25 protein-coding genes, 4 tRNA genes and 1 pseudogene are annotated in these 26842 nt (G+C 59.3%); 10 read left to right on the top strand and 20 right to left on the bottom strand.

What is annotated here, in order from left to right; genetic code table 11:
* Positions 1 to 182: 182 nt before the first annotated feature.
* From ACYZT9_RS08265 to ACYZT9_RS08250, 4 genes are all read right to left on the bottom strand, one after another.
* On the bottom strand, positions 183 to 962 hold the full coding sequence (locus tag ACYZT9_RS08265; RefSeq protein WP_462009349.1) for an ABC transporter permease: 780 nt from the start codon (positions 960 to 962) through the stop codon (positions 183 to 185).
* Positions 959 to 1891, bottom strand: a complete 933-nt coding sequence (locus ACYZT9_RS08260; protein WP_462009348.1) for an ABC transporter ATP-binding protein — start codon at positions 1889 to 1891, stop codon at positions 959 to 961. The genes ACYZT9_RS08265 and ACYZT9_RS08260 overlap by 4 nt, the downstream gene beginning before the upstream one ends.
* Before the next feature lie 133 nt (positions 1892 to 2024).
* The gene (locus ACYZT9_RS08255; protein WP_462009347.1) at positions 2025 to 2648 is read right to left on the bottom strand and encodes a glutathione S-transferase family protein; all 624 of its coding nucleotides are present in this window, start codon (positions 2646 to 2648) and stop codon (positions 2025 to 2027) included.
* A gap of 43 nt (positions 2649 to 2691) precedes the next feature.
* On the bottom strand, positions 2692 to 3351 hold the full coding sequence (locus tag ACYZT9_RS08250) for a transglutaminase-like domain-containing protein (RefSeq protein WP_462009346.1): 660 nt from the start codon (positions 3349 to 3351) through the stop codon (positions 2692 to 2694).
* 245 nt (positions 3352 to 3596) lie between these two features.
* Here ACYZT9_RS08250 and ACYZT9_RS08245 point away from each other — a divergent pair, with 245 nt between their 5' ends.
* Together ACYZT9_RS08245 and ACYZT9_RS08240 are read left to right on the top strand one after the other, a co-directional pair.
* Complete coding sequence (locus ACYZT9_RS08245; RefSeq protein WP_462009345.1) at positions 3597 to 6044, top strand: acyl-CoA dehydrogenase; 2448 nt, start codon at positions 3597 to 3599, stop codon at positions 6042 to 6044.
* A 74-nt stretch (positions 6045 to 6118) separates the two neighbouring features.
* Complete coding sequence (locus tag ACYZT9_RS08240; protein ID WP_027924016.1) at positions 6119 to 6526, top strand: PA2817 family protein; 408 nt, start codon at positions 6119 to 6121, stop codon at positions 6524 to 6526.
* Positions 6527 to 6682: 156 nt separating this feature from the next.
* On the opposite strand, the gene ACYZT9_RS08235 is transcribed toward ACYZT9_RS08240, so the two are convergent.
* Positions 6683 to 7681, bottom strand: coding sequence for a LysR family transcriptional regulator (locus tag ACYZT9_RS08235; protein ID WP_462009344.1), 999 nt, complete (start codon positions 7679 to 7681; stop codon positions 6683 to 6685).
* Positions 7682 to 7772: 91 nt separating this feature from the next.
* Here ACYZT9_RS08235 and ACYZT9_RS08230 point away from each other — a divergent pair, with 91 nt between their 5' ends.
* The 3 genes from ACYZT9_RS08230 (at position 7773) to ACYZT9_RS08220 (ending at position 9904) form a co-directional block, all read left to right on the top strand.
* Complete coding sequence (locus ACYZT9_RS08230; RefSeq protein WP_462009343.1) at positions 7773 to 8399, top strand: alanyl-tRNA editing protein; 627 nt, start codon at positions 7773 to 7775, stop codon at positions 8397 to 8399.
* Positions 8400 to 8490: 91 nt separating this feature from the next.
* Positions 8491 to 9261 (top strand): 2OG-Fe(II) oxygenase, encoded by a 771-nt coding sequence (locus ACYZT9_RS08225; protein ID WP_462009342.1) that lies wholly within the window; start codon positions 8491 to 8493, stop codon positions 9259 to 9261.
* A gap of 1 nt (position 9262) precedes the next feature.
* Positions 9263 to 9904, top strand: coding sequence for a LysE family translocator (locus tag ACYZT9_RS08220; protein WP_462009341.1), 642 nt, complete (start codon positions 9263 to 9265; stop codon positions 9902 to 9904).
* A 114-nt stretch (positions 9905 to 10018) separates the two neighbouring features.
* Here ACYZT9_RS08220 and ACYZT9_RS08215 read toward each other — a convergent pair.
* The 4 genes from ACYZT9_RS08215 to ACYZT9_RS08200 form a co-directional block, all read right to left on the bottom strand.
* A tRNA-Gly gene (locus ACYZT9_RS08215) sits at positions 10019 to 10094 on the bottom strand.
* Between the two features lie 3 nt (positions 10095 to 10097).
* A tRNA-Glu gene (locus tag ACYZT9_RS08210) sits at positions 10098 to 10173 on the bottom strand.
* A 104-nt stretch (positions 10174 to 10277) separates the two neighbouring features.
* Positions 10278 to 10353, bottom strand: a tRNA-Gly gene (locus ACYZT9_RS08205).
* A gap of 2 nt (positions 10354 to 10355) precedes the next feature.
* Positions 10356 to 10431 (bottom strand) — tRNA-Glu (locus tag ACYZT9_RS08200).
* Positions 10432 to 10824: 393 nt separating this feature from the next.
* Here ACYZT9_RS08200 and ACYZT9_RS08195 point away from each other — a divergent pair.
* Complete coding sequence (locus ACYZT9_RS08195; RefSeq protein WP_462009340.1) at positions 10825 to 11583, top strand: hypothetical protein; 759 nt, start codon at positions 10825 to 10827, stop codon at positions 11581 to 11583.
* Between the two features lie 199 nt (positions 11584 to 11782).
* Here ACYZT9_RS08195 and ACYZT9_RS08190 read toward each other — a convergent pair whose 3' ends face one another.
* The 5 genes and pseudogenes from ACYZT9_RS08190 to ACYZT9_RS08170 form a co-directional block, all read right to left on the bottom strand.
* Complete coding sequence (locus tag ACYZT9_RS08190; RefSeq protein ID WP_462010176.1) at positions 11783 to 12487, bottom strand: methyl-accepting chemotaxis protein; 705 nt, start codon at positions 12485 to 12487, stop codon at positions 11783 to 11785.
* A 204-nt stretch (positions 12488 to 12691) separates the two neighbouring features.
* Positions 12692 to 12868, bottom strand: a pseudogene (locus ACYZT9_RS08185) (HAMP domain-containing protein); the annotation flags it as partial.
* A 987-nt stretch (positions 12869 to 13855) separates the two neighbouring features.
* On the bottom strand, positions 13856 to 15238 hold the full coding sequence (locus ACYZT9_RS08180; RefSeq protein ID WP_462009339.1) for an aminotransferase-like domain-containing protein: 1383 nt from the start codon (positions 15236 to 15238) through the stop codon (positions 13856 to 13858).
* 35 nt (positions 15239 to 15273) lie between these two features.
* Positions 15274 to 15603 carry a hypothetical protein gene (locus ACYZT9_RS08175; RefSeq protein WP_462009338.1) on the bottom strand — a complete coding sequence of 110 codons (330 nt, stop codon included), beginning with the start codon at positions 15601 to 15603 and terminating at the stop codon, positions 15274 to 15276.
* Between the two features lie 632 nt (positions 15604 to 16235).
* Positions 16236 to 16997: an SDR family oxidoreductase gene (locus ACYZT9_RS08170; RefSeq protein ID WP_462009337.1), complete on the bottom strand. Its 762-nt coding sequence runs from the start codon at positions 16995 to 16997 to the stop codon at positions 16236 to 16238.
* A 235-nt stretch (positions 16998 to 17232) separates the two neighbouring features.
* On the opposite strand from ACYZT9_RS08170, the gene ACYZT9_RS08165 reads away from it, so the two are divergent.
* The gene (locus ACYZT9_RS08165) at positions 17233 to 18237 is read left to right on the top strand and encodes an NADP-dependent oxidoreductase (RefSeq protein WP_462009336.1); all 1005 of its coding nucleotides are present in this window, start codon (positions 17233 to 17235) and stop codon (positions 18235 to 18237) included.
* Positions 18238 to 18360: 123 nt separating this feature from the next.
* Here the strand turns inward: ACYZT9_RS08165 and pyrF are convergent, their stop codons facing one another.
* Positions 18361 to 19059, bottom strand: coding sequence for an orotidine-5'-phosphate decarboxylase (gene pyrF / locus ACYZT9_RS08160; RefSeq protein WP_462010175.1), 699 nt, complete (start codon positions 19057 to 19059; stop codon positions 18361 to 18363).
* 293 nt (positions 19060 to 19352) lie between these two features.
* Between pyrF and ACYZT9_RS08155 the strand changes: the two genes are divergently transcribed.
* From ACYZT9_RS08155 to xopAW, 3 genes are all read left to right on the top strand, one after another.
* On the top strand, positions 19353 to 20111 hold the full coding sequence (locus tag ACYZT9_RS08155; RefSeq protein ID WP_462009335.1) for a response regulator: 759 nt from the start codon (positions 19353 to 19355) through the stop codon (positions 20109 to 20111).
* Positions 20111 to 21160: a sensor histidine kinase gene (locus tag ACYZT9_RS08150; RefSeq protein ID WP_462009334.1), complete on the top strand. Its 1050-nt coding sequence runs from the start codon at positions 20111 to 20113 to the stop codon at positions 21158 to 21160. Before ACYZT9_RS08155 ends, ACYZT9_RS08150 begins: the two co-directional genes overlap by 1 nt.
* Positions 21161 to 21400: 240 nt before the next feature.
* Positions 21401 to 22252: a XopAW family type III secretion system calcium-binding effector gene (xopAW, locus tag ACYZT9_RS08145; RefSeq protein ID WP_462009333.1), complete on the top strand. Its 852-nt coding sequence runs from the start codon at positions 21401 to 21403 to the stop codon at positions 22250 to 22252.
* A gap of 149 nt (positions 22253 to 22401) precedes the next feature.
* Here the strand turns inward: xopAW and ACYZT9_RS08140 are convergent, their stop codons facing one another.
* The 5 genes from ACYZT9_RS08140 to ACYZT9_RS08120 all read right to left on the bottom strand — a co-directional run bounded on the left by ACYZT9_RS08140 (position 22402) and on the right by ACYZT9_RS08120 (position 26709).
* Positions 22402 to 23457 carry an AI-2E family transporter gene (locus ACYZT9_RS08140; protein ID WP_462009332.1) on the bottom strand — a complete coding sequence of 352 codons (1056 nt, stop codon included), beginning with the start codon at positions 23455 to 23457 and terminating at the stop codon, positions 22402 to 22404.
* A 69-nt stretch (positions 23458 to 23526) separates the two neighbouring features.
* Positions 23527 to 24333: a DUF4892 domain-containing protein gene (locus ACYZT9_RS08135; RefSeq protein WP_462009331.1), complete on the bottom strand. Its 807-nt coding sequence runs from the start codon at positions 24331 to 24333 to the stop codon at positions 23527 to 23529.
* 8 nt (positions 24334 to 24341) lie between these two features.
* Entirely contained in the window at positions 24342 to 25001 is a 660-nt protein-coding gene (locus ACYZT9_RS08130) for a glutathione S-transferase family protein (RefSeq protein WP_462009330.1), read from the bottom strand.
* A 50-nt stretch (positions 25002 to 25051) separates the two neighbouring features.
* Entirely contained in the window at positions 25052 to 25906 is an 855-nt protein-coding gene (locus ACYZT9_RS08125; protein ID WP_462009329.1) for an alpha/beta hydrolase, read from the bottom strand.
* Positions 25903 to 26709: an alpha/beta fold hydrolase gene (locus ACYZT9_RS08120; protein WP_462010174.1), complete on the bottom strand. Its 807-nt coding sequence runs from the start codon at positions 26707 to 26709 to the stop codon at positions 25903 to 25905. The genes ACYZT9_RS08125 and ACYZT9_RS08120 overlap by 4 nt, the downstream gene beginning before the upstream one ends.
* Positions 26710 to 26842 lie beyond the last annotated feature (133 nt).

Below are 26842 nucleotides of genomic sequence, written 5' to 3'. Positions count from 1 at the left end.
ACGGCCAGGGATGGCCGATCGCGGTGGGCCCACGGAGCAGGACCGGAGCGAGGGCATGCCGAGCCTTAGCGAGGCACCGAACGAAAGGGGCAAAAGCGCTTGGTTACTTGGCGCTTTTCCAAGTGACTCGCCGTAAGGGCGAAACCAATAGCAGTCGTTACCGCAGCAACGGATATGTACGCTTAAGTACGCATCCCCCGCCCACTCACCAACAACCGCGCACACCCGATATACAACACAATCGTCGCCACCAGCATAAACGTAATCGCCACACTGATCCTGATATCCGAAACACCCAAAATCCCGTACCGAAACGCATTGACCATATGCAAAACAGGGTTCGCCAATGACACGGTCTGCCAAAACGGCGGCAACAACGAGATCGAGTAAAACACCCCACCGAGATAAGTCAGCGGCGTCAGCACAAACGTCGGAATGATCGAAATATCATCAAAGTTGCGCGCAAACACCGCGTTGATAAAGCCCAGCAGCGAGAAGATCGTCGCCGTCAGCACCACCACCAGAATGGTCACGCCCAGGTGATGCACCTGCAATTGAGTGAAGAACAGCGACAGTAGCGTCACGATAAGCCCGACCATCAACCCCCGCAGCACGCCGCCCAGGGTATAGCCGATCAGAATCGTGTGCGGCGACACGGGCGACACCATCAATTCTTCAATAGAGCGCTGGAACTTGCTGCCGAAAAAACTCGACACCACGTTGCCGTAGGAGTTGGTGATCACCGACATCATGATCAGGCCCGGCACGATGTATTCCATGTAGGTGAAGCCACCCATGTCACCGATCTGCCGACCAATCAGGTTGCCGAATATCACGAAATACAAAACCATGGTGATCGCGGGCGGCAGCAGCGTCTGCGGCCAGATCCGGGTGAAGCGCTTGACCTCACGGTAAACGATGGTATTGAGAGCGACGAGGTTGGGTTGCAGCTCCGAACTCATACCGCCACCTTCGACAGATTTTTTTCCACCAGGGACACGAACAACTCCTCGAGGCGATTGGTCTTGTTACGCAGGCTCAGCACTTCGATGTTCTGCTGCGCCAGTTGAGTGAACAGCGCGGTGATGCCCATGGCCTTGTCGACCTGGACTTCAATGGTATGACTGTCGAGCAGCCTGGTTGGGTAACCGAGCAACTGCGGCGCGACGCTCAATGTGTTTTTGATATCGAGCAGAAAGGTTTCCACATGCAGCTGGCCAAGCAGCTGTTTCATGCTGGTGTTCTCGACGATCGTACCGTGGTCGATGATGCCGATGTTGCGGCACAACTGCTCAGCCTCTTCCAGATAGTGCGTGGTAAGGATGATGGTGATGCCTTTCTGGTTCAGCTCTGTCAGGAACGTCCACATCGAACGACGCAGCTCGATATCCACCCCCGCCGTCGGCTCGTCGAGGATCAACAGGCGCGGTTCATGAACCAGCGCGCGGGCAATCATCAGGCGACGCTTCATGCCGCCGGACAGCGAACGCGACGGCACATCGCGCTTGTCCCACAAACCGAGTTGGGTCAGGTATTGCTCGGCGCGTTCCTTGGCGATTTTCGGCGGGATGCCGTAGTAACCGGCCTGGGTCACGACGATGTCGAAGGTTTTTTCGAACTGGTTGAAGTTGAACTCCTGCGGCACCACGCCGATGGAACGCTTGAGCTGCGCAGGATTCTTGTCCAGGTCGTGACCGAAGATATTCACCGTGCCGCTGGTCTTGTTCACCAGGGTCGAGAGAATGCCGATGGTCGTGGATTTGCCGGCGCCGTTGGGGCCGAGCAAGGCGAAAAAGTCACCTTCGGCGACGTCCAGATCGATACCACTCAGGGCCTGGAAACCGTTGCCGTAGGTTTTGGTTAGCTGCCGGATGGACAGAGCGGAACTCATATCGGATTTACGCACCAAGAAGGGAAGAAAGGGATCAATAAGGGCGGACGGCAGACAATGCAACCGCGGCGCACGAGCGCAATGGTGCTTGTCACCGCCACACAAGTACAGTGAAGCGTGTCGATAGTGAGTATTAAGTCAACGCTGTCATGACGGCTTTTTTATACGCCGGACGCTGCTTCAGTCGCGCATACCAGGCTTCCAGATGGGGCTGGGGCGCACGCTCGATCGGCATCTCGAACCAGGCATAAATAAAGCTGCCGAGGGGAATGTCGCCCATGCCGATCTCATCGCCGGACAAATACGGTTTGGCCGCCAGCGCCTGATCGGCCATCGCCAGCAGGCTATCGCACTCTTTGATTGCGGCGTTGATTGATGGCCAGTCCTGCTTGTCTTCCGGCGTGCGCAACACGCCCCAGAACACCGTGCGGAACGGGCCGGCAAAACTCGAAGTGGTCCAGTCCATCCATTTATCGGCTGTGGCGCGGGCCTTCAGGTTCGAGGGATACCAGGCGGTGTCGCCAGCGTGAAGGGCCATCAGGTAACGCACGATGGCGTTTGATTCCCACAGCACGAAGCCGTCGTCCTCGATGACCGGCACACGGCCGTTGGGGTTCATCACGCGGTACTCCGGCGTGTCGATGACACCAAAGGCGCCGCCCGCATCGATGGCTTCATAGGCCAGGCCCAGTTCCTCGGCAGCCCACAAAGGTTTTCTTACATTCGACGAATTTTTCCGACCCCAGATCTTCAGCATGACGGCCTCTTTTTGGATGAATGCGCAGGCAGCATACGCCGGATCAGGCGCGACTCAAATCGCTCTGCATGTCACCCAACAGCGGTGGCAGTTGCTCGCCGAACAGATGCGGATAGCACTTCTCCAGGTGCTCGAAAAAGAACACTTGCGGCACGTCGGTGAACTGGCCGTGATCGATCAGGTACTCCATCAGTTGCTCGCCGTCACGATTGAACGGATGGAAAACGCTGTCGTTGATCCCGTCGAATTCCAGCGGCGCAACATTGAACAATTCGCAGAGTTGCTGGTTGAATGCCGGCGTGGCTTTGACCCAGCGGCCGTTCAGGTAAAGCTCTGTATAACCATGCATGGCGAACACGTCACTCTTGAGCAATTCCAGCAGGCGCGGAGTCGACAAATGATTACGCACATCCGCCAGGCCGATACGCGCGGGAATCCCGCAATGCCGGGCGGCAGCGGCGAGCAACGTGGCTTTGGGTACGCAATAACTTTCCCCGGCCGCCAGCGCATAACTGCCACACAAGGTGTCTGGATCGCGGCTGAACGTGTAAGGGTTGTAACGCACGGCCTCGCGCACCGCGTAATAGAGGTTGATCGCCTGCTCGAGCGGGTCGCGACTGTTGCCGCGATGTTTTTCAGCGAACTCCACCACCGACGGGTGGTCACTATCGGTGAAGCGGCCGGGACACAGATACTCGTGCATGAGGACAATCTCCTGAGGAAGCCACGAGTCTAGCGACAGGTTCAGCACAGAGATAACGACGTTTCGGCCAAACATGGACGCTTTGCCGCCCGCCCAACGAACAATCTGGCCCGGTGCCGACCGGTCCTACAAAACTCATCGAAGGTTTCCCACGATTTCAATCCCATCGCTCTGACCACCCTGTTTTGCGGATGACGTCTAAGCTCTGAAGGTTGTTTTTGCCCTTGTTTCACGGAGGATTAAATATGCTGCTGTTGTGGATACTGGTTCTGGTTGTCGGGATTGCGTATTTAGCCCACCGCCGCATCGCCCCGCTGCCCGCCCTGTGCATCGTTGCCGTTTACGTGGTGGCGATGGGCGCCTTCAGCCGCGCGCCAGGCTGGCTGCTGCTGGTGCTCTGGGTACTGATCGCGGCGGTTGCGGCGCCATTATTGCTGCCCGACCTGCGCCGTAAATACTTCAGCGCGCCGCTGTTCAACTGGTTCCAGAAAACCCTGCCGCCGATGTCGGAAACCGAGCGCGATGCCATCGACGCCGGCACGGTGTGGTGGGACGGCGAACTGTTCAGTGGTCGTCCGGACTGGGACACGCTGTTGTCCTACCCAAAAGCTCAGTTAACTGAAGAAGAACAGGCCTTCATCGATGGTCCCACGGATGAGCTCTGCGCGATGGTCAGCGACTGGCAGATCGGGCAAGACATGGACCTGCCTGCCGAAGCCTGGGCCCACATCAAGGAAAACGGATTTTTCGCCCTGATCATTCCCAAGGAGTACGGCGGCAAAGGTTTTTCTGCCTACGCCCACTCCCAGGTGGCAATGAAACTGGCAACCCGCAGCGGCGACCTCGCGTCCACCGTGATGGTCCCCAATTCCCTCGGGCCTGCCGAGCTGTTGCTGCATTACGGCACCGACGAACAACGCAGCCATTACCTGCCACGACTGGCCCGAGGTGATGACATTCCGTGCTTTGCATTGACCGGTCCACTGGCGGGCTCCGACGCCGGCGCGATGCCCGACACCGGGGTGATCTGTAGAGGCGAATGGAAAGGCAAGGAAACCCTCGGCCTGCGCCTGAACTGGGAAAAGCGTTACATCACACTCGGCCCGGTTGCCACCCTCCTCGGCCTGGCGTTCAAGGCATATGACCCGGATCACTTGTTGGGCGACGAAGTCGATTTAGGCATCAGCCTCGCGCTGATCCCCACTGATACCGCCGGGGTGGAAATAGGCCGTCGTCATTTGCCATTGGGCGCTGCCTTCATGAACGGACCGAATTCCGGCAAGGATGTATTTGTTCCGCTGGAGTTCCTCATCGGCGGCCAGGACATGCTCGGCAAAGGCTGGATGATGCTGATGAACTGCCTGTCGGTCGGGCGCTCGATTTCGTTGCCTGCCGTCGGCACCGGCGCGGCGAAGTTCACCAGTTTGGTGACCGGTCAGTACGCGCAGATTCGTGAGCAGTTCAACGTGCCGTTGTCGGCGTTCGAGGGCATTCAGGAAGCCATGGCCCGCATCGGCGGCAATGCCTGGATGATGGACGCGGCGCGGATGCTTACCGCCAACGCGGTAGACCTGGGCGAAAAACCATCGGTGCTGTCGGCGATTCTCAAGTATCACCTCACCGAGCGCGGCCGCGAATGCATCAGCCACGCTATGGATGTTCATGGCGGCAAGGCAATCATCATGGGACCGAAAAATTACCTCGGTCGCAGCTGGAATGGCGCGCCGATCTTCATCACCGTGGAAGGCGCGAACATCCTATCGCGCAACCTGATGATCTTCGGCCAAGGCGCGATTCGCTGCCATCCATTCGTCCTGAAAGAAATGGCCCTCGCCGGACGTGAAGACAAAGATCAGGCCCTCATCGAGTTCGATGACCTGCTGCTCAAACACATCGGTTTTGCCGTGAGCAACGCTGCCAGCACGTTAGTGCTGAACCTTGGTTTCGGTCACTTCGAACCAGCACCGGGAGACAAGCTCAGTCAGGGTTACTTCCGTGCGCTCAACCGTCAGGCGGCTGCGTTCGCCCTGCTCGCCGACTTGAGCATGATGTTGCTCGGCGGTGAGCTCAAACGGCGCGAACGCCTGTCGGCGCGTCTGGGGGATGTGCTCAGCAACCTGTATTTGGCTTCCGCCGCGCTCAAGCGTTATCACGACCTTGATTCACCGGGGCATATGGCGCCACTGTTCACCTGGGCCATGGAAGAAAGTCTTGGTCAGTCGGAACGAGCGCTGGATGAATTGCTGACCAACTTCCCGAACAAGGTGCTGGGTTGCCTGTTGCGGGTCATCGTGTTCCCGTTCGGTCGCCATCACAAAGGGCCGTCGGACAAACTCGGGGCCGAAGTGGCCGCAGTCATTGGCCGGGCCAAAGGCGATCCAACCCTCGAAGAATTGCTCGGTGGCTGCTTCCGTCCGCAATCGGCGGATGACGCCGTGGGTGCCCTGCAACACGCGTGCGACGTGTTGGACGCGGCGCAGGCGGCGCAGAAAAAACTGCATGTGGCGCTCAAAAGCGGTCAGGTCAAACCGGTTGCAGGGGAAAACGCCATCGATGCAGCGCTAGAGGCTGGCGTGTTGCAGCCGGTGGAAGCGCAAAAGCTGCGTGATGCCGAAGTGGCGCGGCGCAAGGTGATCGATGTCGATGATTTCGACAAAGAGGAGCTGGCGCTGGCGGCAGGAAAAGTCCGCTGATCCCGTCAGCCATGTAAAAAGGTCCGCGGGAGCTTTATACTCCCGCGCCCGTTTTGCTCTTGAGGACTTATCTCGTGTCCAACGTCGTTGCCGATCATCTCGTCTTGCTTGACCACTTGCGCAGCATCCTGGTCGCCGTGGGTGAGGCCGAACAGGTTCCCGAAGAAAGCCATGCCTTGTTCCTGGAGCGCTTCGACGAACTGCGTGCCTTACTGCCGGTCGACCCGATCGAAAGCCAATACCTGGGCCAGGACATTCTGTGCCAGGTGATCACTCGTTATCCGCAAATTGCCCACCTGGTCCCGCGCGACCTGCTGTGGTACTTCGCCGGGGACTGCCTGCATTACATGCCCGATGATGAAATCGATTTGTATCAGGCGCTGGAAGAACGTCGCTTCGAAGCTGAACAGAACGACGAACCGTTCGACTGGAATCAGGAAAAGCAGCTGCTGGCAATGTCGAACGATGACAGCAAGCACTGATTTCTGATCAGAAATGCTGAAGGCCCGCATGGTTGAACATGCGGGCCTTTTTTATAATCACAAAGATCAAAAGATAGCAGCCTGCGGCAGCTCCTACATTGGGAATTGCGTTCACCCTGTAGGAGCTGCCGCAGGCTGCGATCTTTTGATCTTGCTTTAAAGCAACCCGTCACTCTCGGGCAACTCATATTCCGCCGCAACCTTGGCCGACGCACCGGACCTCCCCGGCTTGCTCAACGTCGGTTCCTTCTCCAGACACTCCACCAGATAATCGATCAACACCCGCAGCTTGGGCGGCATGTAACGGGTCGGCGAATGCAGTAACCACGCGCCGCCGTGGTACGACGCCAGAAACGTCCAGTCCGGCAACACCTGCACAATCAAGCCTTGCTGCAGCGCATAACGCGCCGTGAAGTACGGCAAACTGCCAATCCCGATGTGCTGCAACACTGCGCCCAAACGCACGCCGGTGTGATTGGCGGCATAACGCCCGCGCACACCGACGGTGACAGCCTTGGTGCCCTTCTTGAATTTCCAGCGCGCATCACTCGGCGTTTCGCCCAGATAGATACAGCTGTGGTTGAGCAAGTCGTGGGGATGAATCGGCGTGCCGTGCTCCGCCAGGTACTGCGGCGTTGCGCAGAGCAAATGGTCGATGGTCAGCAATTGCCGTCCCACCAGTCCGGCCGGTGGACGGTCGGTAATACGAATTGCCAGATCAACGTTGTCATCGATCAAATCCACCTGACGGTCTTCGAGCAACAGTTCCACATCCACTTTGGGGTAACGCCGAAGAAATTCCGGCATATGCGGATGAATCACGAATCGCCCTACCGCTTTGGGTACGCTGACTCGCACCAGTCCTTCCGCTTCATGGGTGAACTGGCCACTGATTTCCATCACCGATTTGGCCGCGCTGACCATCTCCTGGCAGCGCTTGAATACCTCTTCGCCACCGTCGCTCAGCCGCAGCTTGCGCGTGGTGCGTTGCAGCAATCGCGTGGCGAGCGCCTTCTCCAGACGTGAAATGCTGCGACTGACCGCCGACGGTGAAGAGCCCAACTGACGCGCCGCCTCGGAGAAACTTCCGGTCTCGACAACCTTGACGAAAATCGCCATTTCACCGAGTAACGGCAGTGGAAGATTTATGCTCACGGCGCAACAGTCCTTTGATGTTTGAACGGATTATCACGCAATTCCACGCTTCATATAATAAAAAATAGAATCTTTAATGAGGGCATGGAATATGACGCTTCGCCTCTTTTTCCATAGTGATGACCTCAAGGCCAATGTGGAAGTACTGGAATGCACGCCTCACGAGAACGAATTCGCCGTGGAGTTGCGCGCAACATTGTTCCACCCCCAAGGCGGCGGACAGCCTTTTGACACTGGCTGGATCGGCGAAAGCCAGGTGCTGCGGGTGGTGCAGGATCCGGACCGGATCATCCATTTCGTCGACCGCCCGGTAAATCTCGGCATGACCCCGATTCGCGTCGATGAGCAACGTCGCCAGTTCAATACGCGGATGCATTCCGCCGGCCATCTGATCGGCCATTTCGTACAGGCCATGGGCTGGATGCCGATCAAGGCGCATCACTGGCCGGGCGAAGGACGTGTGCAGTTCAAACCGACTGACTCCGCGCAGGAGGTTGATGCCCAAACTGTTGAATTCGGCATTGAACAATGGATCGCCCATGACCTGCCGCGTCTGACATCGCTGCGTGAAGGCGCCCGGGAAATCGGTTTCGGTGAACTGCCGGCCTACGGCTGTGGCGGCACCCATGTACGAAACCTGAAGGATTTGGGCACCGTCACGATCGCTTCTGTTTCACAAAAGAAAGGAACGCTGTCAGTCCACTACAGCGTGGATTGAGCAAGTGGGCGATGCCGAGCCCGGCATCGCCTGGCGCCGGGGAACCTGCGTTCGCGGGTTTCGTTGACTATTCGTTAGATGGACCTGAACCATGATGCTTGACGTCGAGCGTCTCGATGAGACGTGCATAAAAAAACTGGCCAATGAAGAAGTCCTCGCCATCCGGGTCAAAAACTTCCTGGCCCCGCCGCTGGCGATTCAGATCGGCGACAAGATTCTCGCGCCCGGCTTCGAAGGCTATATCAACGCGCCGAGCATCGGTCGTATCGGCATGGCGTTTTACGAAGCGGAAAACCAGCCACTGCTGATCGAGGATTACTTCGAACGCGCCACGCGCAACATTGCGGAATTGCGCAATCGCTGCGCGCCCTACTCGTCACCGGTCGACACTTTGCGTTGCATGCTCGACGAGTCCTGGCCGGCAGGTGCCCATCTGGAAAACCTCTACGGCCGCAAGATGTATGTCGGGCTGTCCCGGGTGGTGAAACCCGGCGTGTGTTTTCTGGCCCACCACGACATTTTCGCCAAGGACGCTCCGGACAGCTATCAGGCCAGAAGTCTCGACGCGCAGTTCGCCTGCAATGTGTACCTGAACATGCCCGCTGAGGGTGGCGCGCTGCAAATGTGGGATCACGACATTTCCCCGGACCAGTTCGACGAAATGCGCGGCGACAGTTACGGCATCGATCCGGCGTTGCTCGGCGTTCCCGTCCTGGAAGTCTGTCCCGAGCCTGGTGATTTCATCATGTTCAACTCGCGCTGCATGCACTCGGTGACACCGGGTGTGTCCGATCCGCGCTTGAGCCTTTCATTCTTTGTCGGCTATCGCGGCAATGCTTCACCCCTTACGTTCTGGAGTTGAGATGCAGTATTCAAATTACCTGGGCGAGTTTCTGGCGCTGGCGATTATCCACTTTCTGGCCGTGGTCGCCCCCGGGCCGGACTTCGCAGTCACCATCCGCCAGAGCGTGCGTTTCGGTCGAGGGGTGGGGATCTGTACGGCACTCGGCATCGGTGCGGGCATTTCCGTGCATGTGCTTTACACCCTGCTCGGCGTCGGCGCATTGATGCACACCACGCCCTGGCTATTGACGGTGGCCAAGGTTGTGGGCGGCGCCTACATCTTGTACCTCGGCGTCAGTCTGTTGCGCAGCCAACCCAAATCGGTGCTGGAGGGCGAAAATGACGCAGACGAACCGCCCGTCGAGCAAACGCGGCTGAAGGCGTTCACCACCGGGTTTCTAACCAACGCCACCAATCCCAAGGCCACGCTGTTTTTCCTGGCGATCTTCACCACTCTCATCAGCGCCACGACACCGCTCAACATTCAGGCGCTTTACGGTGCCTGGATGTGTTTCGTGAATGCGTTGTGGTTTGTGATCGTCGCGCTGTTCTTCTCGAGCACCCGGGTGCGTGTGCTGTTCATGCGCATGGGGCACTGGTTCGAACGCACCATGGGGGTGATTCTGATTTTGTTCGCGGGACGCCTGATCCTGTCGATGTAAAAACGACGCCCATGCAAAAGGCCCGCTCAGTCTGACTGGCGGGCCCTTTTCTGGCTCGGATACAACTCGCGCGCAAACAAAAACGCCGCTCAATGAGCGGCGTTTTTGTGAATTTGGAGCGGGAAACGAGACTCGAACTCGCGACCCCGACCTTGGCAAGGTCGTGCTCTACCAACTGAGCTATTCCCGCAAATGGCGTCCCCTAGGGGACTCGAACCCCTGTTACCGCCGTGAAAGGGCGGTGTCCTAGGCCACTAGACGAAGGGGACACGCTGCCCGGAACACATGGTGTGTGTTTCGGTGCCCAGCCCCGCATCCGAAGACTTGGTTCTGGTTTCACTCAGCCTTGCCCGAAAGCAACGCTGTTTAAAATTGGAGCGGGAAACGAGACTCGAACTCGCGACCCCGACCTTGGCAAGGTCGTGCTCTACCAACTGAGCTATTCCCGCATTGGCGTCCCCTAGGGGACTCGAACCCCTGTTACCGCCGTGAAAGGGCGGTGTCCTAGGCCACTAGACGAAGGGGACACACGTACAACATTCACTCCCTACCGCGTTCCGCTGTGTGCTTTACGCTGTAAGTGGCGCGCATTCTATGGATGGATTGAGGGGTCGTCAACCCCCAGATATAAATATATTTAAATCAATGACTTCGCCGTGCTTTGGGAGGTGAATACCGCTTTTTGATCGTCCGGGGTTTGACGCCTATATTCTGACACCTGCCAAGACGTTATAGTCCACCCACGCAACAGATGATGGCAATGTGCACTTCGTACGCTATCACTTATATAAGCAGGATTGCGGTCGATACAGACATAAGCCTGTTCGATTCAACCCGTCGAGCGGCCCTATGCGCTCCCCTGCCAAGCCACTACACTCGCACGCGAATCCCATAAAGAGGTCTTACCGGTGACACCACTCATGATCACCCTGCTAGTCTTAGCCGGGATCGCACTATTGATCGCCATTGGGTACATGAACCATGTGGTGGAAAACAATAAACTGGAAAGGGCCCGCACCAAGGTTGAACTCAACGACCGCCTGCGTCGCTGCGGCGAAATCACCGAGACTTTCCCTGGCCAGTTGATGACTCCGGCTCTCAAGCTGCTGTTGACTCGCCTGGAACTGAACGTCTGCCAGCGTCTGCTGAATCTCGAGAAATCCAGCGCCAACCTCAAAGCGCGGATCAGCGAACTGAACACCCTGGTCGCCCAGGGGGAATCGATCCCGGTCAACAACCCGCCGGCACCAATTCAGACCGAAGCCAAAGCCAAGGACGTACGATTCCTGCTCGAAGCCCTGCATGGCCAGATCACCCGTGCGGCACAGGATGGTTTCCTGCCGACCAACGAAGCCAAACGCTGGATCCGTGAAGTCCGCCACATCCTGGTCCTGCTGCACATCGAATTCTTCAACAACCTCGGCCAGCATTCCCTGCAACAGAACCAGCCTGGCCAGGCTCGCCTGGCGTTCGAACGCGGCGTGCAGTACCTGCGTAAACAGCAGGAACCACAGGTCTACGCCGAACAACTCGAATACCTGGAAAAACTCCTGGCCCGCGCCAACGCACAAGTCATGGACAACATCGCACCGGTTGAAGGCGAGGTGAACCAGCTGACCGAAGGCCTCAAGGACGTCGAGGCGGATGCGGACTGGAAGAAGAAAGTGATTTACGACTGATCGAACTGAAAAGAAGAAACCACCCGAACAGGTGGTTTTTTTTGCGCCGAATTTTATCGGCGAGTACATCCGGAAAAGATTGATCGGCCGTCAGATCGCCTTCGCGAGCAAGCTCTGCTCCTACACAGGCAGGTCGGCGTACACCCCCCACCAAACCACGAGGCCGAGCTTGGCTACCGGGCCGCCAGGATCAAAAGCGTCAAAGCCTGAAATGCCCGACCATCCCCTTCAACTCAACCCCCAACTGCGCCAGCTCGATACTAGAAGCCGCATTCCCCTGCATCGCCAACGAAGACTGATCCGCACTGGCCCGAATACTGGTCACACTGCGGTTGATCTCCTCAGCCACCGAACTCTGCTCCTCTGCAGCCGCCGCGATTTGCTGGTTCATCTGCTGAATCAAGGACACCGCCGCTGCAATGCTGCCCAGCGCGCTCTCAGTCTGTAGCGCATCACTGACCGCCAACTTCACCAGCTCGCCACTGCTTTGAATCTGTTGCACCGACGAATGCGCCGCGGACCGCAAGGCGCTGACCAGTCGCTCGATTTCCTCGGTCGATTGCTGAGTCCGCTTGGCCAGGGCCCTCACTTCATCGGCGACCACCGCAAAACCCCTGCCCTGCTCGCCCGCACGCGCCGCCTCGATGGCTGCGTTAAGCGCCAACAGATTGGTCTGTTCGGCCACGCTCTTGATAACGCTGAGCACCGTGCCGATATTCTGGATTTCCGCACTCAGACTTTCGATGCTCGAACTGGCCGATGACGCCGAGTCCGCCAGTTGCTCGATACGCGCCATACTCTGGCGCACCACCGCCTGGCCACTTTCGACCTTGCCGTCCGCGGTCTGTGCGGCCTGGGCAGCCTCTTCCGCGTTACGCGCAACGTCGTGCACGGTAGCCGTCATCTGATTCATGGCCGTAGCGACCTGCTCGGTTTCTTCCTTCTGACTGCTAACTTCAAGATTGGTCTGCTCAGTCACCGCCGACAGCGAATGAGCAGAACTGGCCAACTGCTCAATGCCGGCCTGCAAACCGCTGACAATACTGCTGAGCCCTGCGCCCATCTGCTGCATGGCCTGCATCAATTGGCCGATCTCATCACGACGGGTCACTTCAACCGTCGCACTCAAATCGCCCGCGGCGATTTGCTGAGCGACACGAATCACACTGCGCAGCGGCCCGACGATCAATCGAGTAATCACCCACGCCGCGATCAGCCCGACCAGCAAGGCCAGGGCCGATGAGCCGATAATCAGCAACGAGTTCTTCTTCAACTCGGTCTGCATCGACTGGTCTTCGGCGGCATAGGCCTGGTCCACCCGCTCCACTACCTGCGCGGCGCGCTGATGCAACTGCTCGTAGACGGTTTTTTCCTGAGCCAGCAGGCCCGTGTATTCCGCGAGTTTTTCGCTGAAGCCGCCAATATGCCCGACCACTTCATTGAGCACAGTCAGGTAGCCCTCATCCTTGACCGTGGTTTTCAGTTGCTCGGCCTGAGTCAGCGCCTGGTCGGCCTGCTCGATCTTGCCTCGCCCGGCGCTGTCGTCGCCCTTGCGGCTCTGATCGAGACGCACACGTGCCTCGTTCATGGCTTGCAACATCAGCCGCGATACCTGGCTGACCTGATTGGCTTGCTCGATGAACTGGGAACCGTCCTTTCCTTCGGATTCCTTCAAGGTATAGGCGCCATCATCGGCGAGCCCGGCCTGCAGCACGTCAAGATTATTGGCCACGCTGGAGACCGACCAACTGGCCATTTCCAGCGCCAGATCCTTGGCCTGACTCAGCGAGACGAATTCATCAAACGCTTTGCGGTAAGCCCCCAACGACTGCTCGACTTCGTTCATCACGGGAACGTTGGCCGGCGATTGCGCCTTCAGTTGATTCGCCAGGATGACCAGGCCATCGACCCCCTCGCGCAAGGCCGTGACAATTTTCGGGTTGCCGTGCAAGGCGTACTCCTGCTCGAGCAGGCGCACCTTGAGCAAGCCACTGTTGAGCGATGACATCTGTTTGAGCCCGTCGAAGCGCTGGCTGATCGTCTGCAGGGACCACACGCCAATGGCCGCCACCAGGGCTGTCAACAACAGCACCAGCACGAACCCCACACCCAGTTTTTTTGCCATACCGAGGTTGGCAAAACGTCCTTGCACGGCCGAAATCATTGCACTTAGTCCCCTGACATAGTCTGTTGACGCAGATTCGCAACGGGCCTGTGTCAACACAAGTCTTTGGCGTCGGAATAATGGCAAAAAGCTACGCCAGCGTCGTTTTCAGAACGTTTGAGGTCGATCCCGAGCGGTGGCCTGAAAAAACGCCCGGGCTCGCGGATCACAGGCGCTGGCCACATTGATACGCTGCCAGTCGCTAGGTTCACCGGCGGGACTGAATGCCGTCGCGGAAGACAGCAGGACGCCGAAGCGCCGCGCCTGTTTCCGCACGTGGGCGTAGTCGGACTTGCGCGACCGTGCCCAGATGAACAAACCGCCGACGGGTTTGCCGAACACCTCCCACTCGGCGTCTTCCAGCATCTGCAATGCGGCTTCTCGGTCGGGTCTCAGACGCTGCCGCTGCCGCAGCACCAACTTGCGATAAGCACCGCTGGCCAGCAGGCATGCCAGCACCGACTCGCAAAACCCTGAAGCGCCCAGACTGCTGATCCTCTTGACCTCAGCAAGTCGTGAAATGACGTCGGCACCGGCGACTACAAAACCGACCCGCAACGAACTGCTGAGGGTTTTGGAGAAGCTGCCGACGTAGATGACGTTGTCATCGGTATCCAGAGCGGCGAGCCGCACACCGGGGCCGCTGTGCAAATCCGCGTAGACGTCGTCTTCAATTACCAGCACGTCATGGTGTTTGGCCAGTTGCAGAACCCGCTGCGCCACCACTGGCGCCAGGTTGCTTCCCGTCGGGTTGTGATAAAAGCTGTTGATGAACAACGCTCGAGGGTTTTTCTCAAGCAGCAGTGCCTCAAGCACCTCGATGTCGGGCCCGCGCGGCGTGCGCGGCACTTCAATCATCGAAACACCACGCAACCTGAGCAGCTCGAACAGCAGGGAATAACCGGGACTTTCGACCACTACGCAATCACCCGGTTTGAGCAAGGTACGCACGATCAGGTCGAGCCCCTGACTAGCCCCAGCTGTCGTCATGACTCGGTTTTCTTCTGCGTCGATATCCAGCAGGCTCAAGCGCTTGATAATGTGTTGACGCAACGCAAGCAGACCCAACGGCGAGCTGTAGTTGAACAGCGCAGACATGTCGGTACGGCTGACCTCACGGATCGCGTAAGTCAGATCATCCGTCTCGCGCCAGCTTTCGGGGAGCCCGCCACACCCCAGCTTCAGCTCGCCCGCGGTGTTGACTGGCTGCAACTCCGCGCCCTCGAACCAGGGTGAATCCGCAGCGGCCAACATTGGGGCGGCAACAATGAATCCGGCGCCACGACGCGACGCCAGCACCCCTTGAGCCACCAGCCGATCGCACGCTTCAACGACACTGGACTGGCTGAGTAAATTGGTCCGAGCGATTTGCCGCGCAGAAGGCAAACGCGTCCCCGGTACTATGTCGCTCTGACGCAGCCAGCACGCTAGCGCGTCGACGACTTGCTGTACGACCGGCACCAAGGCCTGTCGATCGATTCTCAATTCCATGAGCAAGCAAACTCCTGTTCGTTTGACGGAATCAGTTAATCACAGGCGCGCTCGATGGGCTGTGCGACAACGCCGCCAAAATTCACGGTTCTAACCATTTGAAACACATTCTCCGGCAGTTTCGCCAAGCTGAAAAAAACCCGCAATGCGTAACGCTGTTCACTTGAGACAATGGATGGCGGCCTGATGGCCGACCGTACTTCATGATTGTTTGTATCCGGTTCGACGGTAACGGCGGCTGGCGGCTGGCGGCTGGCGATGGGGTACATATCCGTTGCTGCGGCAACGGCTGCTGGCGGTTTCGCTCTTACAGCGAGTCCCTTTTCCAAACGCCGAAAAGGAACCAAAAGGCTTTGCCCCTCCATTCGGTGCCTCGCCCAGGCTCGGCATGCCCTCACTCCGGCATTGCTCCGGGGGCCCGCCGCCATCGGCCATCCATGGCCGGGGGCGGCTATCGCGGCATCCTTGCCGCGGTGCCCCCTGCGCAATGCCTGCGTTCGGCCTCTGGGAAAGGGGCAGGCAGATCAAGATCAAAAGCAAAGTAAAGCAACAGCAACAGCAACAGCAAGATCAAAGGATCGCAGCCTCGCTTCGCTCGACAGCTCCTACAGGTGAGGTCGGGGCGGCGGTGCGATTGATGAAGGATAGGCCGGCCGGTAGGCCGCCTCGCTTTTGCTTTTGCGGTGCACGCCCCCTCGAGAGGCCGAGTGGAGGTTCTGCGCAGTGGGCACCCCGGCATGGATGCCGGGTTAGCCGCCCCCGGCCATGGATGGCCGATGGCGGCTGGCCCACGGAGCAGGACCGGAGCGAGGCACCGAACGAAAGGGGCAAAAGCCCTTGGTTACTTGGGGCTCTTCCAAGTGACTCGCTGTAAGAGCGAAACCATAATCGGCCGTTACCGAAGAAACGGATAAACACCCAAGCAATTGAACACCCAATCTAAGTGAACAGCATTACGTGCAATGCAGGTCTTTTTCGTGCGCTGCACCGGCGTGTTTCAGAACGCCGTGACACCGCCATCCACCGCCAGGGAATGTCCGGTGGTGAACGCAGCGCCGTCGCTGCACAGATACAGCACGGCACTGGCAATTTCTCCAACCTTGCCGATACGACCCACCGGGTGCATGGCATTGGCGAACTCACCCTTCTTCGGGTCGGCTTCATAGGCGCGGCGGAACATGTCGGTATCGATGACGGCCGGGCACACCGCATTCACGCGAATTTTTTTCTTGGCGTATTCGATGGCCGCCGACTTGGTCAGGCCGATCACTGCGTGTTTCGACGCGGCATAGATGCTCATCTTCGGCGCAGCGCCGAGGCCGGCGACCGAAGCGGTGTTGACGATCGCGCCACCGCCCTGGGCCAGCAACAGCGGCAACTGGTACTTCATGCACAACCAGACGCCTTTGACGTTAACGCCCATGATCGCGTCAAACTCATCGACCGTGCCTTCTGCCAGTTTGCCTTTTTCAATCTCTATGCCGGCGTTGTTGAAGGCGTAGTCGAGACGGCCGTAGGTGTTCACCACCTCGTCCATCAGATTTTTTACATCGCTTTCCAGCGTGACATTGCAGCGCACGAAAGTCGCTTCACCGCCCGCCGTACGAATCAGCGCCACGGTGCCCTCGCCACCGGCCGTGTCCATGTCGGCCACCACCACTTTCAATCCTTCGGCGGCGAACGCCTGGGCGGTCGCGCGGCCGATACCGTTGGCGGCGCCCGTTACGACGGCGACCTTGCCGGAAAACGTCATGCTCATTGTTTTGTCCTCGGAGGGAAGAATGCGGGGTTGGCGTGCGCCCAGTCTAGCCACAGGCGCTACCGTCACGGCAGCACTATCAGAAGGCCGGTTGAACGCCCATGAGTTGCAGTGATGGAAAGTCCGGCCTGACTATCACTGCACTGGATCAGGCTGCATTCGCCGCATCAGCCAAACTTGCGGCATCGGCTCTTAAGGACTATCAACAAGGCTTCATTCATCTTGAGTGCCTGTCATGACTACCCAGACCAATCGCCAGTTCCTGCTCGCCAAACGTCCGGTGGGCGCGGCTACCCGCGAGACTTTCGCCTATCAGGAAGTACCGGTCGCAGAACCGGCTGCGGGTCAGATCCTGGTCAAAAACGAATACTTGTCCCTGGACCCGGCCATGCGTGGCTGGATGAATGAGGGCAAGTCCTACATTCCCCCTGTCGGTATCGGCGAAGTCATGCGCGCACTGGGTGTAGGCAAAGTCGTGGCATCGAATAATCCTGGCTTTGCGGTTGGGGACTACGTCAACGGCGCCTTGGGCGTGCAGGACTACTTCCTTGGCGAGCCGCGCGGTTTCTACAAGGTCGATCCGAAACTGGCACCGCTGCCACGTTATCTATCCGCGCTGGGCATGACCGGGATGACCGCCTATTTCGCCCTACTCGATGTCGGTGCACCGAAGGAAGGTGACACCGTGGTGCTGTCCGGTGCGGCCGGGGCGGTAGGCAGCATTGCCGGGCAGATTGCGAAGATCAAAGGCTGCCGTGTGATCGGCATCGCGGGCGGCGCGGACAAGTGCAAGTTTCTGATCGACGAACTGGGTTTTGACGGCGCCATCGATTACAAGAACGAAGACGTCATCGCCGGCCTCAAGCGCGAATGCCCGAAAGGCGTCGACGTTTATTTTGACAACGTCGGCGGCGATATCCTCGACGCGGTGCTGAGCCGCCTGAACATGAAGGCACGGGTGGTGATTTGCGGCGCCATCAGCCAGTACAACAACAAGGAAGCGGTCAAAGGGCCAGCCAACTACCTGTCGTTGCTGGTGAACCGCGCGCGGATGGAAGGTTTTGTGGTGATGGACTATGCCGCGCAGTTCGCCGCTGCCGGGCAGGAAATGGCCGGCTGGATGGCCAAGGGTCAGCTCAAGAGCAAGGAAGACATTGTTGAAGGACTGGAAACATTCCCGGAGACGCTGATGAAGTTGTTCAGCGGCGAGAATTTCGGGAAGTTGGTTCTGAAGGTTTAACGCACTACCTGACGACAACAATACCTGTGGGAGCGAGCTTGCTCGCGATGACGGACTAGCATTCAACATCAATGCTGAATGTTATGGCCCCATCGCGAGCTCGCTCCCACGGTTCAGCGGCGTTTAAGCGATTTCGGCTACTACGGCGGCCAACGCCTTGGCCGGATCCGCCGCCTGGCTGATCGGACGGCCGATCACCAGATAATCGGAACCGGCATCCAGCGCTTGACGCGGGGTCAGGATGCGGCGTTGATCGTCCTGGGCGCTGCCCGCCGGACGAATCCCCGGGGTCACCAGTTGCAACGACGGGTGAGCCGATTTCAAGGCCTGGGCTTCCAGTGCCGAGCACACCAGACCGTCCATCCCGGCTTTTTCCGCGAGTGCCGCCAGGCGCAGCACCTGCTCCTGCGGTTCGATGTCCAGACCAATCCCCGCCAGGTCTTCACGCTCCATGCTGGTCAGCACGGTCACGCCGATCAGCAGCGGTTTCGGGCCGCTGCGCTGGTCCAGCACTTCACGGCAAGCAGCCATCATGCGCAGACCGCCGGAGCAATGGACGTTGACCATCCACACGCCCATTTCCGCCGCAGCCTTTACCGCCATGGCGGTGGTGTTCGGGATGTCGTGGAACTTGAGGTCGAGGAACACTTCGAAACCCTTGTCGCGCAAGGTGCCAACGATTTCCGAGGCGCAGCTGGTGAACAGTTCCTTGCCAACTTTGACCCGGCACAGTTTCGGGTCCAACTGGTCGGCCAGCTTCAGTGCGGCGTCACGGGTGGGGAAATCCAGGGCGACGATGATAGGAGTCTGGCAGACGGACATGTGCGGGCTCTCAGGCAGGACGAAATCGGCGCGCATTGTAGCGGAACCAGCGCGGCTGCGGGACCCGATGATCGGTAAATCGTCGTCGGCGCTCAGCCAAGACTAGCCCTTTCGCCGATTGTGTCGAGACCGATACACACACGACACGCCCACAACACCCTTCCCCGCTACCCTCGGCATCCGCAACACGTCCTTACAGCACTTCCCGCCTCCGGGCCGGACGCCTATGCTGAAGCCACAACCTCGCAGCCTATCTTTGTGGTTGGCAGCCTACCTGGCAGATGAACGCACGCATGCACAGCACCCAAGCCCCCTTGAACGACGATCAAAAAGCGCCCGGCGACGACAAGCGCTGGAGCATTCGCGCGCTGATCGTCGACGATGACGTCACGATCCGCGAACTGATGATCGATTACCTGGCCCGATTCAACATCCACGCCAGCGGCGTCACCGATGGCGCCGCCATGCGTCTGGCCCTGCAAGCCGAGCATTTCGATGTGGTGGTGCTCGACCTGATGCTGCCCGGTGAAGACGGTTTGTCGCTGTGCCGCTGGCTGCGCGCCGAATCGGACATCCCGATCCTGATGCTCACCGCGCGCTGCGAACCCACCGACCGGATCATCGGCCTGGAACTGGGCGCCGACGATTACATGGCCAAGCCGTTCGAACCGCGAGAACTGGTCGCGCGGATTCAGACCATTCTGCGACGAGTGCGCGACGACCGCACCGAACAGCGTGCGAACATTCGCTTCGACAACTGGCGCCTGAACAGCGTCCTGCGCCAATTGATCGCGGCGGATGGCCTGGTGGTTCCGCTGTCCAACGCAGAATTCCGCTTGCTGTGGGTGTTCATCGAACGTCCGCGCCGAGTGCTCAGCCGCGAACAATTGCTGGATGCGGCGCGCGGTCGCTCGATCGAAGCCTTTGACCGCAGCATCGATTTGCTGGTCTCGCGTCTGCGCCAGAAACTCGGTGACGACCCGAAAGCCCCGCAGTTGATCAAGACCGTTCGCGGTGAGGGTTACCTGTTCGACGCCCGAGACATCGGCTGATGCGTACGCGCTTCGATACGCTGTTCGGCCGCCTCTTTGGCGTACTGCTGGTGGCGATCATCCTGGCGCATCTGCTCGCGTTTGCCTGGTTTCATCATTACGGCCCACCTCCGCCGCCACCACCGCCCGGTTTCTCCCAAGGTCTAGACGGACAACGCCCGCCGATGGACCCGCGTTTCGACAACCGGCCACCGCGGCCCTGGTTCGGTGGGCCACTGGTGCCGCTGACGTTCCAGTTGATCTCGCTGATCATTGCAGCCTGGTACGGCGCAAAACTGCTGAGCCGGCCAATCCAGCGCCTGAGTGACGCCGCCGAGCGCCTGAGCGAAAACCTCGACAGCCCGCCGCTGGACGAGTCCGGCCCACGGGAAGCCCGGCAGGCGGCCTACACCTTCAACCTGATGCAAAAACGCATCATCGAACAGATGCAGCAGCGTTCGCGGATGCTCGGCGCGGTCTCCCACGACCTGCGCACGCCGTTGTCCCGGCTAAAGCTGCGGCTGGAGCAGATCGACGACAACAAGCTGCAAGGTCAGATGCGCCAGGATCTGGACGACATGATCAGCATGCTCGACGCCACCCTCACTTATCTGCACGAACAGCGCACCAGTGAGGCACCACAATGGATGGATGTGCAGGCGCTGGTCGAATCCCTGAGTGAAAATGCTCAGGATCAAGGGGCCGATGTCCAGGCCAGCGGCCACTGCGCACCGTTGCAGGTTCAGCCGATGGCCCTGCGTTCATGCGTCAACAACTTGCTGGATAACGCCCTGCGTTATGCCGGGCAAGCGCAGATCGCACTTGAAGATAATCGCGAACACCTGGTGATCCGGGTGATCGACCACGGACCGGGGATCGCGGCCGATAAACGCGAAGCCGTGTTTGAACCTTTCTTTCGCCTGGAAGGTTCGCGCAATCGCAACTCCGGCGGTGTCGGGCTGGGCATGACCATTGCTCGCGAAGCGGCTGAACGGCTGGGTGGCCACTTGAGTCTGGAAGAGACGCCCGGTGGTGGCTTGACCGCAGTCATTTGGCTACCTCGCACCTGAGCCACACCTAAGTCTCCTTGTGGGAGCGAGCCTGCTCGCGAAAGCGGTTGAACATTCAATTTTGATGGTGACTGACCCACCGCTTTCGCGAGCAGGCTCGCTCCCACAGGGTCTGAGTCTTACCTGAGATCTGTGTGTGTGTACCAATCGGTACAAACCCCACATACCCACGACAACTTGCTCCTTGAGGCTGCATAAGCCGGTGCACCCGCCGGCTTTCCATTCCAGGGAGTGAGCCCAATGATCGGTAGCGTCAGCAACTACACGAGCTATAACAGCACCGCCAGCACCACAACCAGCAATGCCCGCAGCCAGCAATTCCAGAAAGAACTGCTTTCCAAACTCGACACCAACAGCGATGGCTCGGTGGATCAGGACGAGCTCAAAAGCGCTCTGTCGCAGAAATCCGATGACGGTCTGCTGGTCAGTCTGAGCAAAAATTTCGCCGACCTGGACAGTGACGACAGCGGCAGCCTGAGCAGCGAAGAAATGGCCGCGATGGCACCTCCTCCGCCACCGCCGCGAGATCAGGCACCGGACACCGAACTGGCCGACGCGCTGATCAGCGCTCTGGACGCCGACGGCGACGGTGCCATCAGCGGCGACGAACTGAGCAACGGTCTGACCAGCGCCGGCAGCAGCGCCGACAGCACGGAAATCTTCTCAGCCCTGGACAAGAACGAAGATGGCGTCGTCAGTAAGGACGAGCTCGCCACCAGCCTCGCCCCGCCACCGCCGCCACCCCAGCAGGTGTCCAGCGACGAGTTGTTCAGCCAGCTCGATGCGGACAGCGATGGCAGTGTCAGCGCCACCGAACTGAGCAGCGCGTTGCAGGCCAGCGATAGCACCTCATCGACCAGCACCGACACCAGTGCAGCGCTGCTCAAGGTATTGGACAGCGACAGCAGTGGCGGAGTCAGCAGCGACGAGTTGAAAGCCGCGCTGCAGGCCGGTCGCGAGAAGAACAGCGACAGCTCCACCGATCAGGCGAACGTGACGGAAGCCCTGAATAAAATGATTGCCAACCTGAGCAAGCAGTACTCGCTCGACAAGGTGGCGACGGTGGGCAAGTACCTGAACGTGGCGACCTGAGCCAAGCATTAAGCCTGGCAAACCGCGCCGTCCGCTTCGCGGGCAAGCCCGCTCCCACAGGTTCAGTGGTGTTCACAATTTATGTGTTCACCTCGATCCTTGTGGGAGCGGGCTTGCCCGCGAAGGGGTCATTCACCTCAACACAAACCTCACGGCCGGCGATCTTCCACCCGCGCCTGGCTCTTGCTCCAGTCGTTCAACAAACTATACGCCACGGCCAACAACGTCGGCCCGATAAACAGGCCGATGAAGCCAAAAGCGATCAAGCCACCAAACACACCCAACAGCACGATCACCAACGGCAAATTCCCACCGCGACTGATCAGGTAAGGCTTGAGCACGTTGTCGACCCCGCTGATGATGAACGTGCCCCAGATCCCGAGGAACACCGCCATCCCGTACTCACCCTTCCAGGCCAGCCAAGCGGTGGCCGGTATCCACACCAGCGGTGGCCCCATGGGAATCAGGCTGAGCAGGAAGGTGACGACGCCCAGCACCAGCGCTCCAGGCACCCCGGCAATCAGGAACCCGATCAACGCTAGAACCGCTTGGGCTGCCGCCGTACCGATCACACCGTTTACCACCCGTTGCACCGTGCCCGCCACCAGTTCGATGTAATAACCGGCGCGATCACCAATCAACCGCTGCAGCAACCCATGAACAAACGCCGCCAGGCGCGGCCCGTCCCGGTAGAAAAAGAACACGAACACAATGCTCAGCGTCAGCTCGAGAATGCCGCCGCCAATCTGTGCACTGCGCGCCAACAGCCAGTTACCGACCTGCCCCAGATAGGGTTTGAGCGACACCATCATCGCTGCGCCTTGCTGATCGATGCTGTTCCAGATCACCACCAGCCGCTCGCCCACCAAAGGAATGCCGCCCAGCCAGGTCGGCGCCTCGGGCAAGCCATCCATCTGCACGTCTTTGATGAACGCCGTGGCATCGCGCACATGGTCCGCGAGGTTGAAACCCAGCCAAACCAGCGGCACCGCCACCAACAACATCCAGCCCAAGGTCAGCAGTGCCGCCGCCAGGGATTCGCGACCATTGAGCCAACGGGTCAGCAAACGCATCAGCGGCCAACTGGCAAACGCCAGCACCGCGCCCCAGAACATCGCCGACCAGAACGGCGCCATCACCCAGAAGCTCGCGCCAAACAGCACCAGGAGCAGGATTTGCACCAACAGCCGATCGTTATTGATCATCCGAGTCTCAAAAAAAATCAGTCCGCAAAAGGGTAGACGAACGCCGCCAGCGCGTCCGCCGGATACAGCTTATCGCAACAGCTCGATGTGCAGGCCAGAGCCTTCGGCGCTGCCCGTCTCCATCCGCGCCGACCGCACCCCCTGGTTCATTAACGCCTGACGCCAGGCTTCTGCATTCGGCCCGGAAACGGTCACCCGCAAGGTCGTGTCCAGGTTCAGGCCGCGCGAGAGCAAGCGCAGCCAGGTCTCGTCGGGCGCATCGGTCAGTTTCGGGAAGTCGAGCTCACCGGTACTTTTGAGCTCCCGCAACAAGGTAGCGGATGTTGGCAGCAGATCACCCAGCGGTGCAGCAGCGTCGAACTGTTCAACGTGCAGATAGGCTTTGCGATTGCCGCGAGTGATGCTGTACAGCGCCACCAGGGTGTTGTCCTTCGGCGCCGCCAACCGCAACAGCAGATACGCTTGCTGTTCGTCAGCGCCATAGAGCTTGGCATTGCCGAAGACCTCGTTGGCCCAAAGGCTGCTTTCACCGCAATCACGGGCCTGGCACCAGAACAGCAACTGCGCGTCCTGCTTCTGCAAGGCTTCGCGAGCGACGGTAAACGCCTCGAGAGACGAATGCTCCGATGGCAGCTCGTAGGTTACCGAAGTGGTTTGTCCACGGGCACTGACCTGACCGTCGAAACGCAACTGGCCGCTGATCTTGCGTATTGAACCCAACGGGTAGATCCGTTCGAGTTCGATCGCCGGGCGATAGTCGACGATCTGCGAATCGACCACGCGAGGCACGATCGGCAGGTCCTGACTGCCCGGCATATCGGCGGCAAACGACAGAGGACTGAAACAACACAGCGCCAGCAGGCTGATTGAACGCATGGATGAGCTCATCGGATCAGCATGGCCTGGGCACCCTTGACGACGCTGTCGTCGTCGATGCGTTCCGGTACCAGCAAACCACGCTGTACCGCCGGACGCGCTTGCATACTCGCCATCCAGCGTTGCAAGGCCATCAAGCCGTCCACGGCGACCCCTGACCACTCGTGACCACGCACCCACGGATAAGTGGCAATATCGGCAATGCTGTAATCGCCGGCCAGAAATTCCACGCCTTGCAGGCGCGTGTCGAGCACTTCATACAGCCGCCGGGTTTCATGCTGATAGCGGTCGATGGCGCCCTGGAGCTTCTCCGGAAAATAACGGAAAAACACATTGGCCTGACCCTGCATCGGGCCGATTCCGCCCATCTGGAACATCAGCCACTGCAACACCACCGAACGCCCTTTAGGGTCCTGAGGCAACAGTTTGCCGGTCATTTCAGCGAGGTAAATCAGGATGGCGCCGGATTCGAACACGGCAAAATCGCCGTTGACGCGGTCGACAATCGCCGGGATCCGGCCATTGGGGCTGATCTTGAGAAAGTCCGCGGACTTCTGTTCCTTTTTGTCGAAACTCAAGGCGTGCACCGTGTAGGGCAGGCCGAGTTCCTCGAGCACGATAGAGACCTTGTGGCCATTCGGGGTCGCAGCGGTGTAGAGATCTATCATGGTTGTCTCCCATTTCAACCCGCCCAGCCTCGACAGTTGCCCGGCGCAAGTCAAGGAACGGCGAAGAACCGATTGAAACAGTCTGCGACAAGGTCGGCACCGGACTCGTCATTCAGGTGCAAATGATGACCGCCAGGCAGCTGTTCACGGCTAAAGGGTAGACGCTCCAGCAACTCGGGGTGTTTGGCGAGCATGCCGTCGGCTGCAACGACCAGCAGCGCAGGACAGCTGACCCGCTGGACGAAGGCCATAGCCTGTTCGGTGGTAAGACGTAGCGGTGATGGCAGCGTCAGACGGTTATCGGTGCGCCAGGTGTAACCGCCCGGCACCGGCATCAGGCCACGTTGGGCCAACAACTCGGCGGCTTCGCGGCTGACCGCCACCAGTCCTTTCATCCGCGCTTCGATGGCACGGTCGAGGGTGTTGTAGACCGGTTTGCGTTTCTCCCGAAGATCCAACTGCGCTTGCAGGGCCATTCCCATTCGTTCGGCAGCATTTTCGCCTTTGTCTGTAGGAGGAATGATGCCGTCGATCAAGGCCAGATGGGTGACACGCTCCGGCATCGACCCGGCAATGATCAACGAGGCGATCGCGCCCATGGAGTGCCCCAACAGTGCAAAACGCTTCAACCCCAGCTGTTCGGCGACTTGCAAAACATCAAGAGCGTAGTCCCACATCGCGTAACCGGCACCCGTCGGACGATGCCCGGAATGACCGTGACCGGCCATGTCCAACGCAATGATGCGCAGCCCTTTGAGTTTAGGCGCCAACCGCGCGAAGCTGTTGGCGTTGTCCAGCCAGCCGTGCAAGGCGATCACTGGCAAACCGTCTTCGGGGCCGAACAGGTGCGCGGCCAGCTCGATGTGCGGCAGGCTCAGGCGGACTTCTTCGACGACATGGCTCATGCACAATCCTGCTGCTGGCGACCGTCCCAGCGGCTGAACAGGTTTTTCAGCAGCAAGGCCGTGTCCTGCGGACGTTCGAGCGGAAACATGTGCCCGCCAGGCATGGTCAGGGATTCGCCCAACGGCATGCGACCGACAGAGCTGGCGTGATGACGCATCACCACGCGGCTCTTGTGCCCGCGCACCACTGCCAATGGCACTTTCAACTGCCGAGCGCGGCCAGGGCTGGTGTGGGGCACGCCACGGTAGATGCTGATTTCCGTGGCCGGGTCGAAACGCAAACGCAGTTTGTCTCCTACCCTGTGCAAACCGTGTTGCAGGTAGGCGTCGAAACATTCCGGATCAAAGCTGCGAAACAGGGTTTTGCCGGCGAAATAGCGGCGGGCGCTTTCGAGGTCGGCGAACTCTTCACGACGACCCAGCGTACGACCGGCCGGGGTCAGGCGGTCGATGAAACCGAAACGCTTGGCCGCGCGGATCACCCATTGATCGGCGCGGGTCAACACCGGCGAATCGAGCATTACCACGCCGCGGTATAGCTCGGGACAGCGCAACGCGGCGTGCAAGTGCAGCACGCCACCGAATGAATGGCCGACGCCCCACACCGGTTGCGCCTGCTGGTTGAGGTGATGGATCAGCTCATCAACCAGGTTGTGCCAGTTGTCGTCCGCCGGGAAACGCGGGTCGTGGGCATGCTGCTCCAGATGCGTCACCTGATACTCGGGCGCCAGCGCCGCGAACAACTTGCCGTAGGTCCCCGAAGGAAAACCATTGGCGTGGGCGAAAAATATCTGCTGCGACATACCGGCAAATCCATAAGCGAGAACAGGCATTGATTGTCCGCAAGACAACGTCCTACAGCAATGACCGTAACTGCCAGGAATGATGACAGTCCGGTCATGTCTATGTTTCAGGGAACCTGGCGTATATCCCGCA

Source organism: Pseudomonas sp. ZT5P21, assembly GCF_054897785.1.
This window is presented reverse-complemented; position numbering and strand designations above follow the sequence as displayed.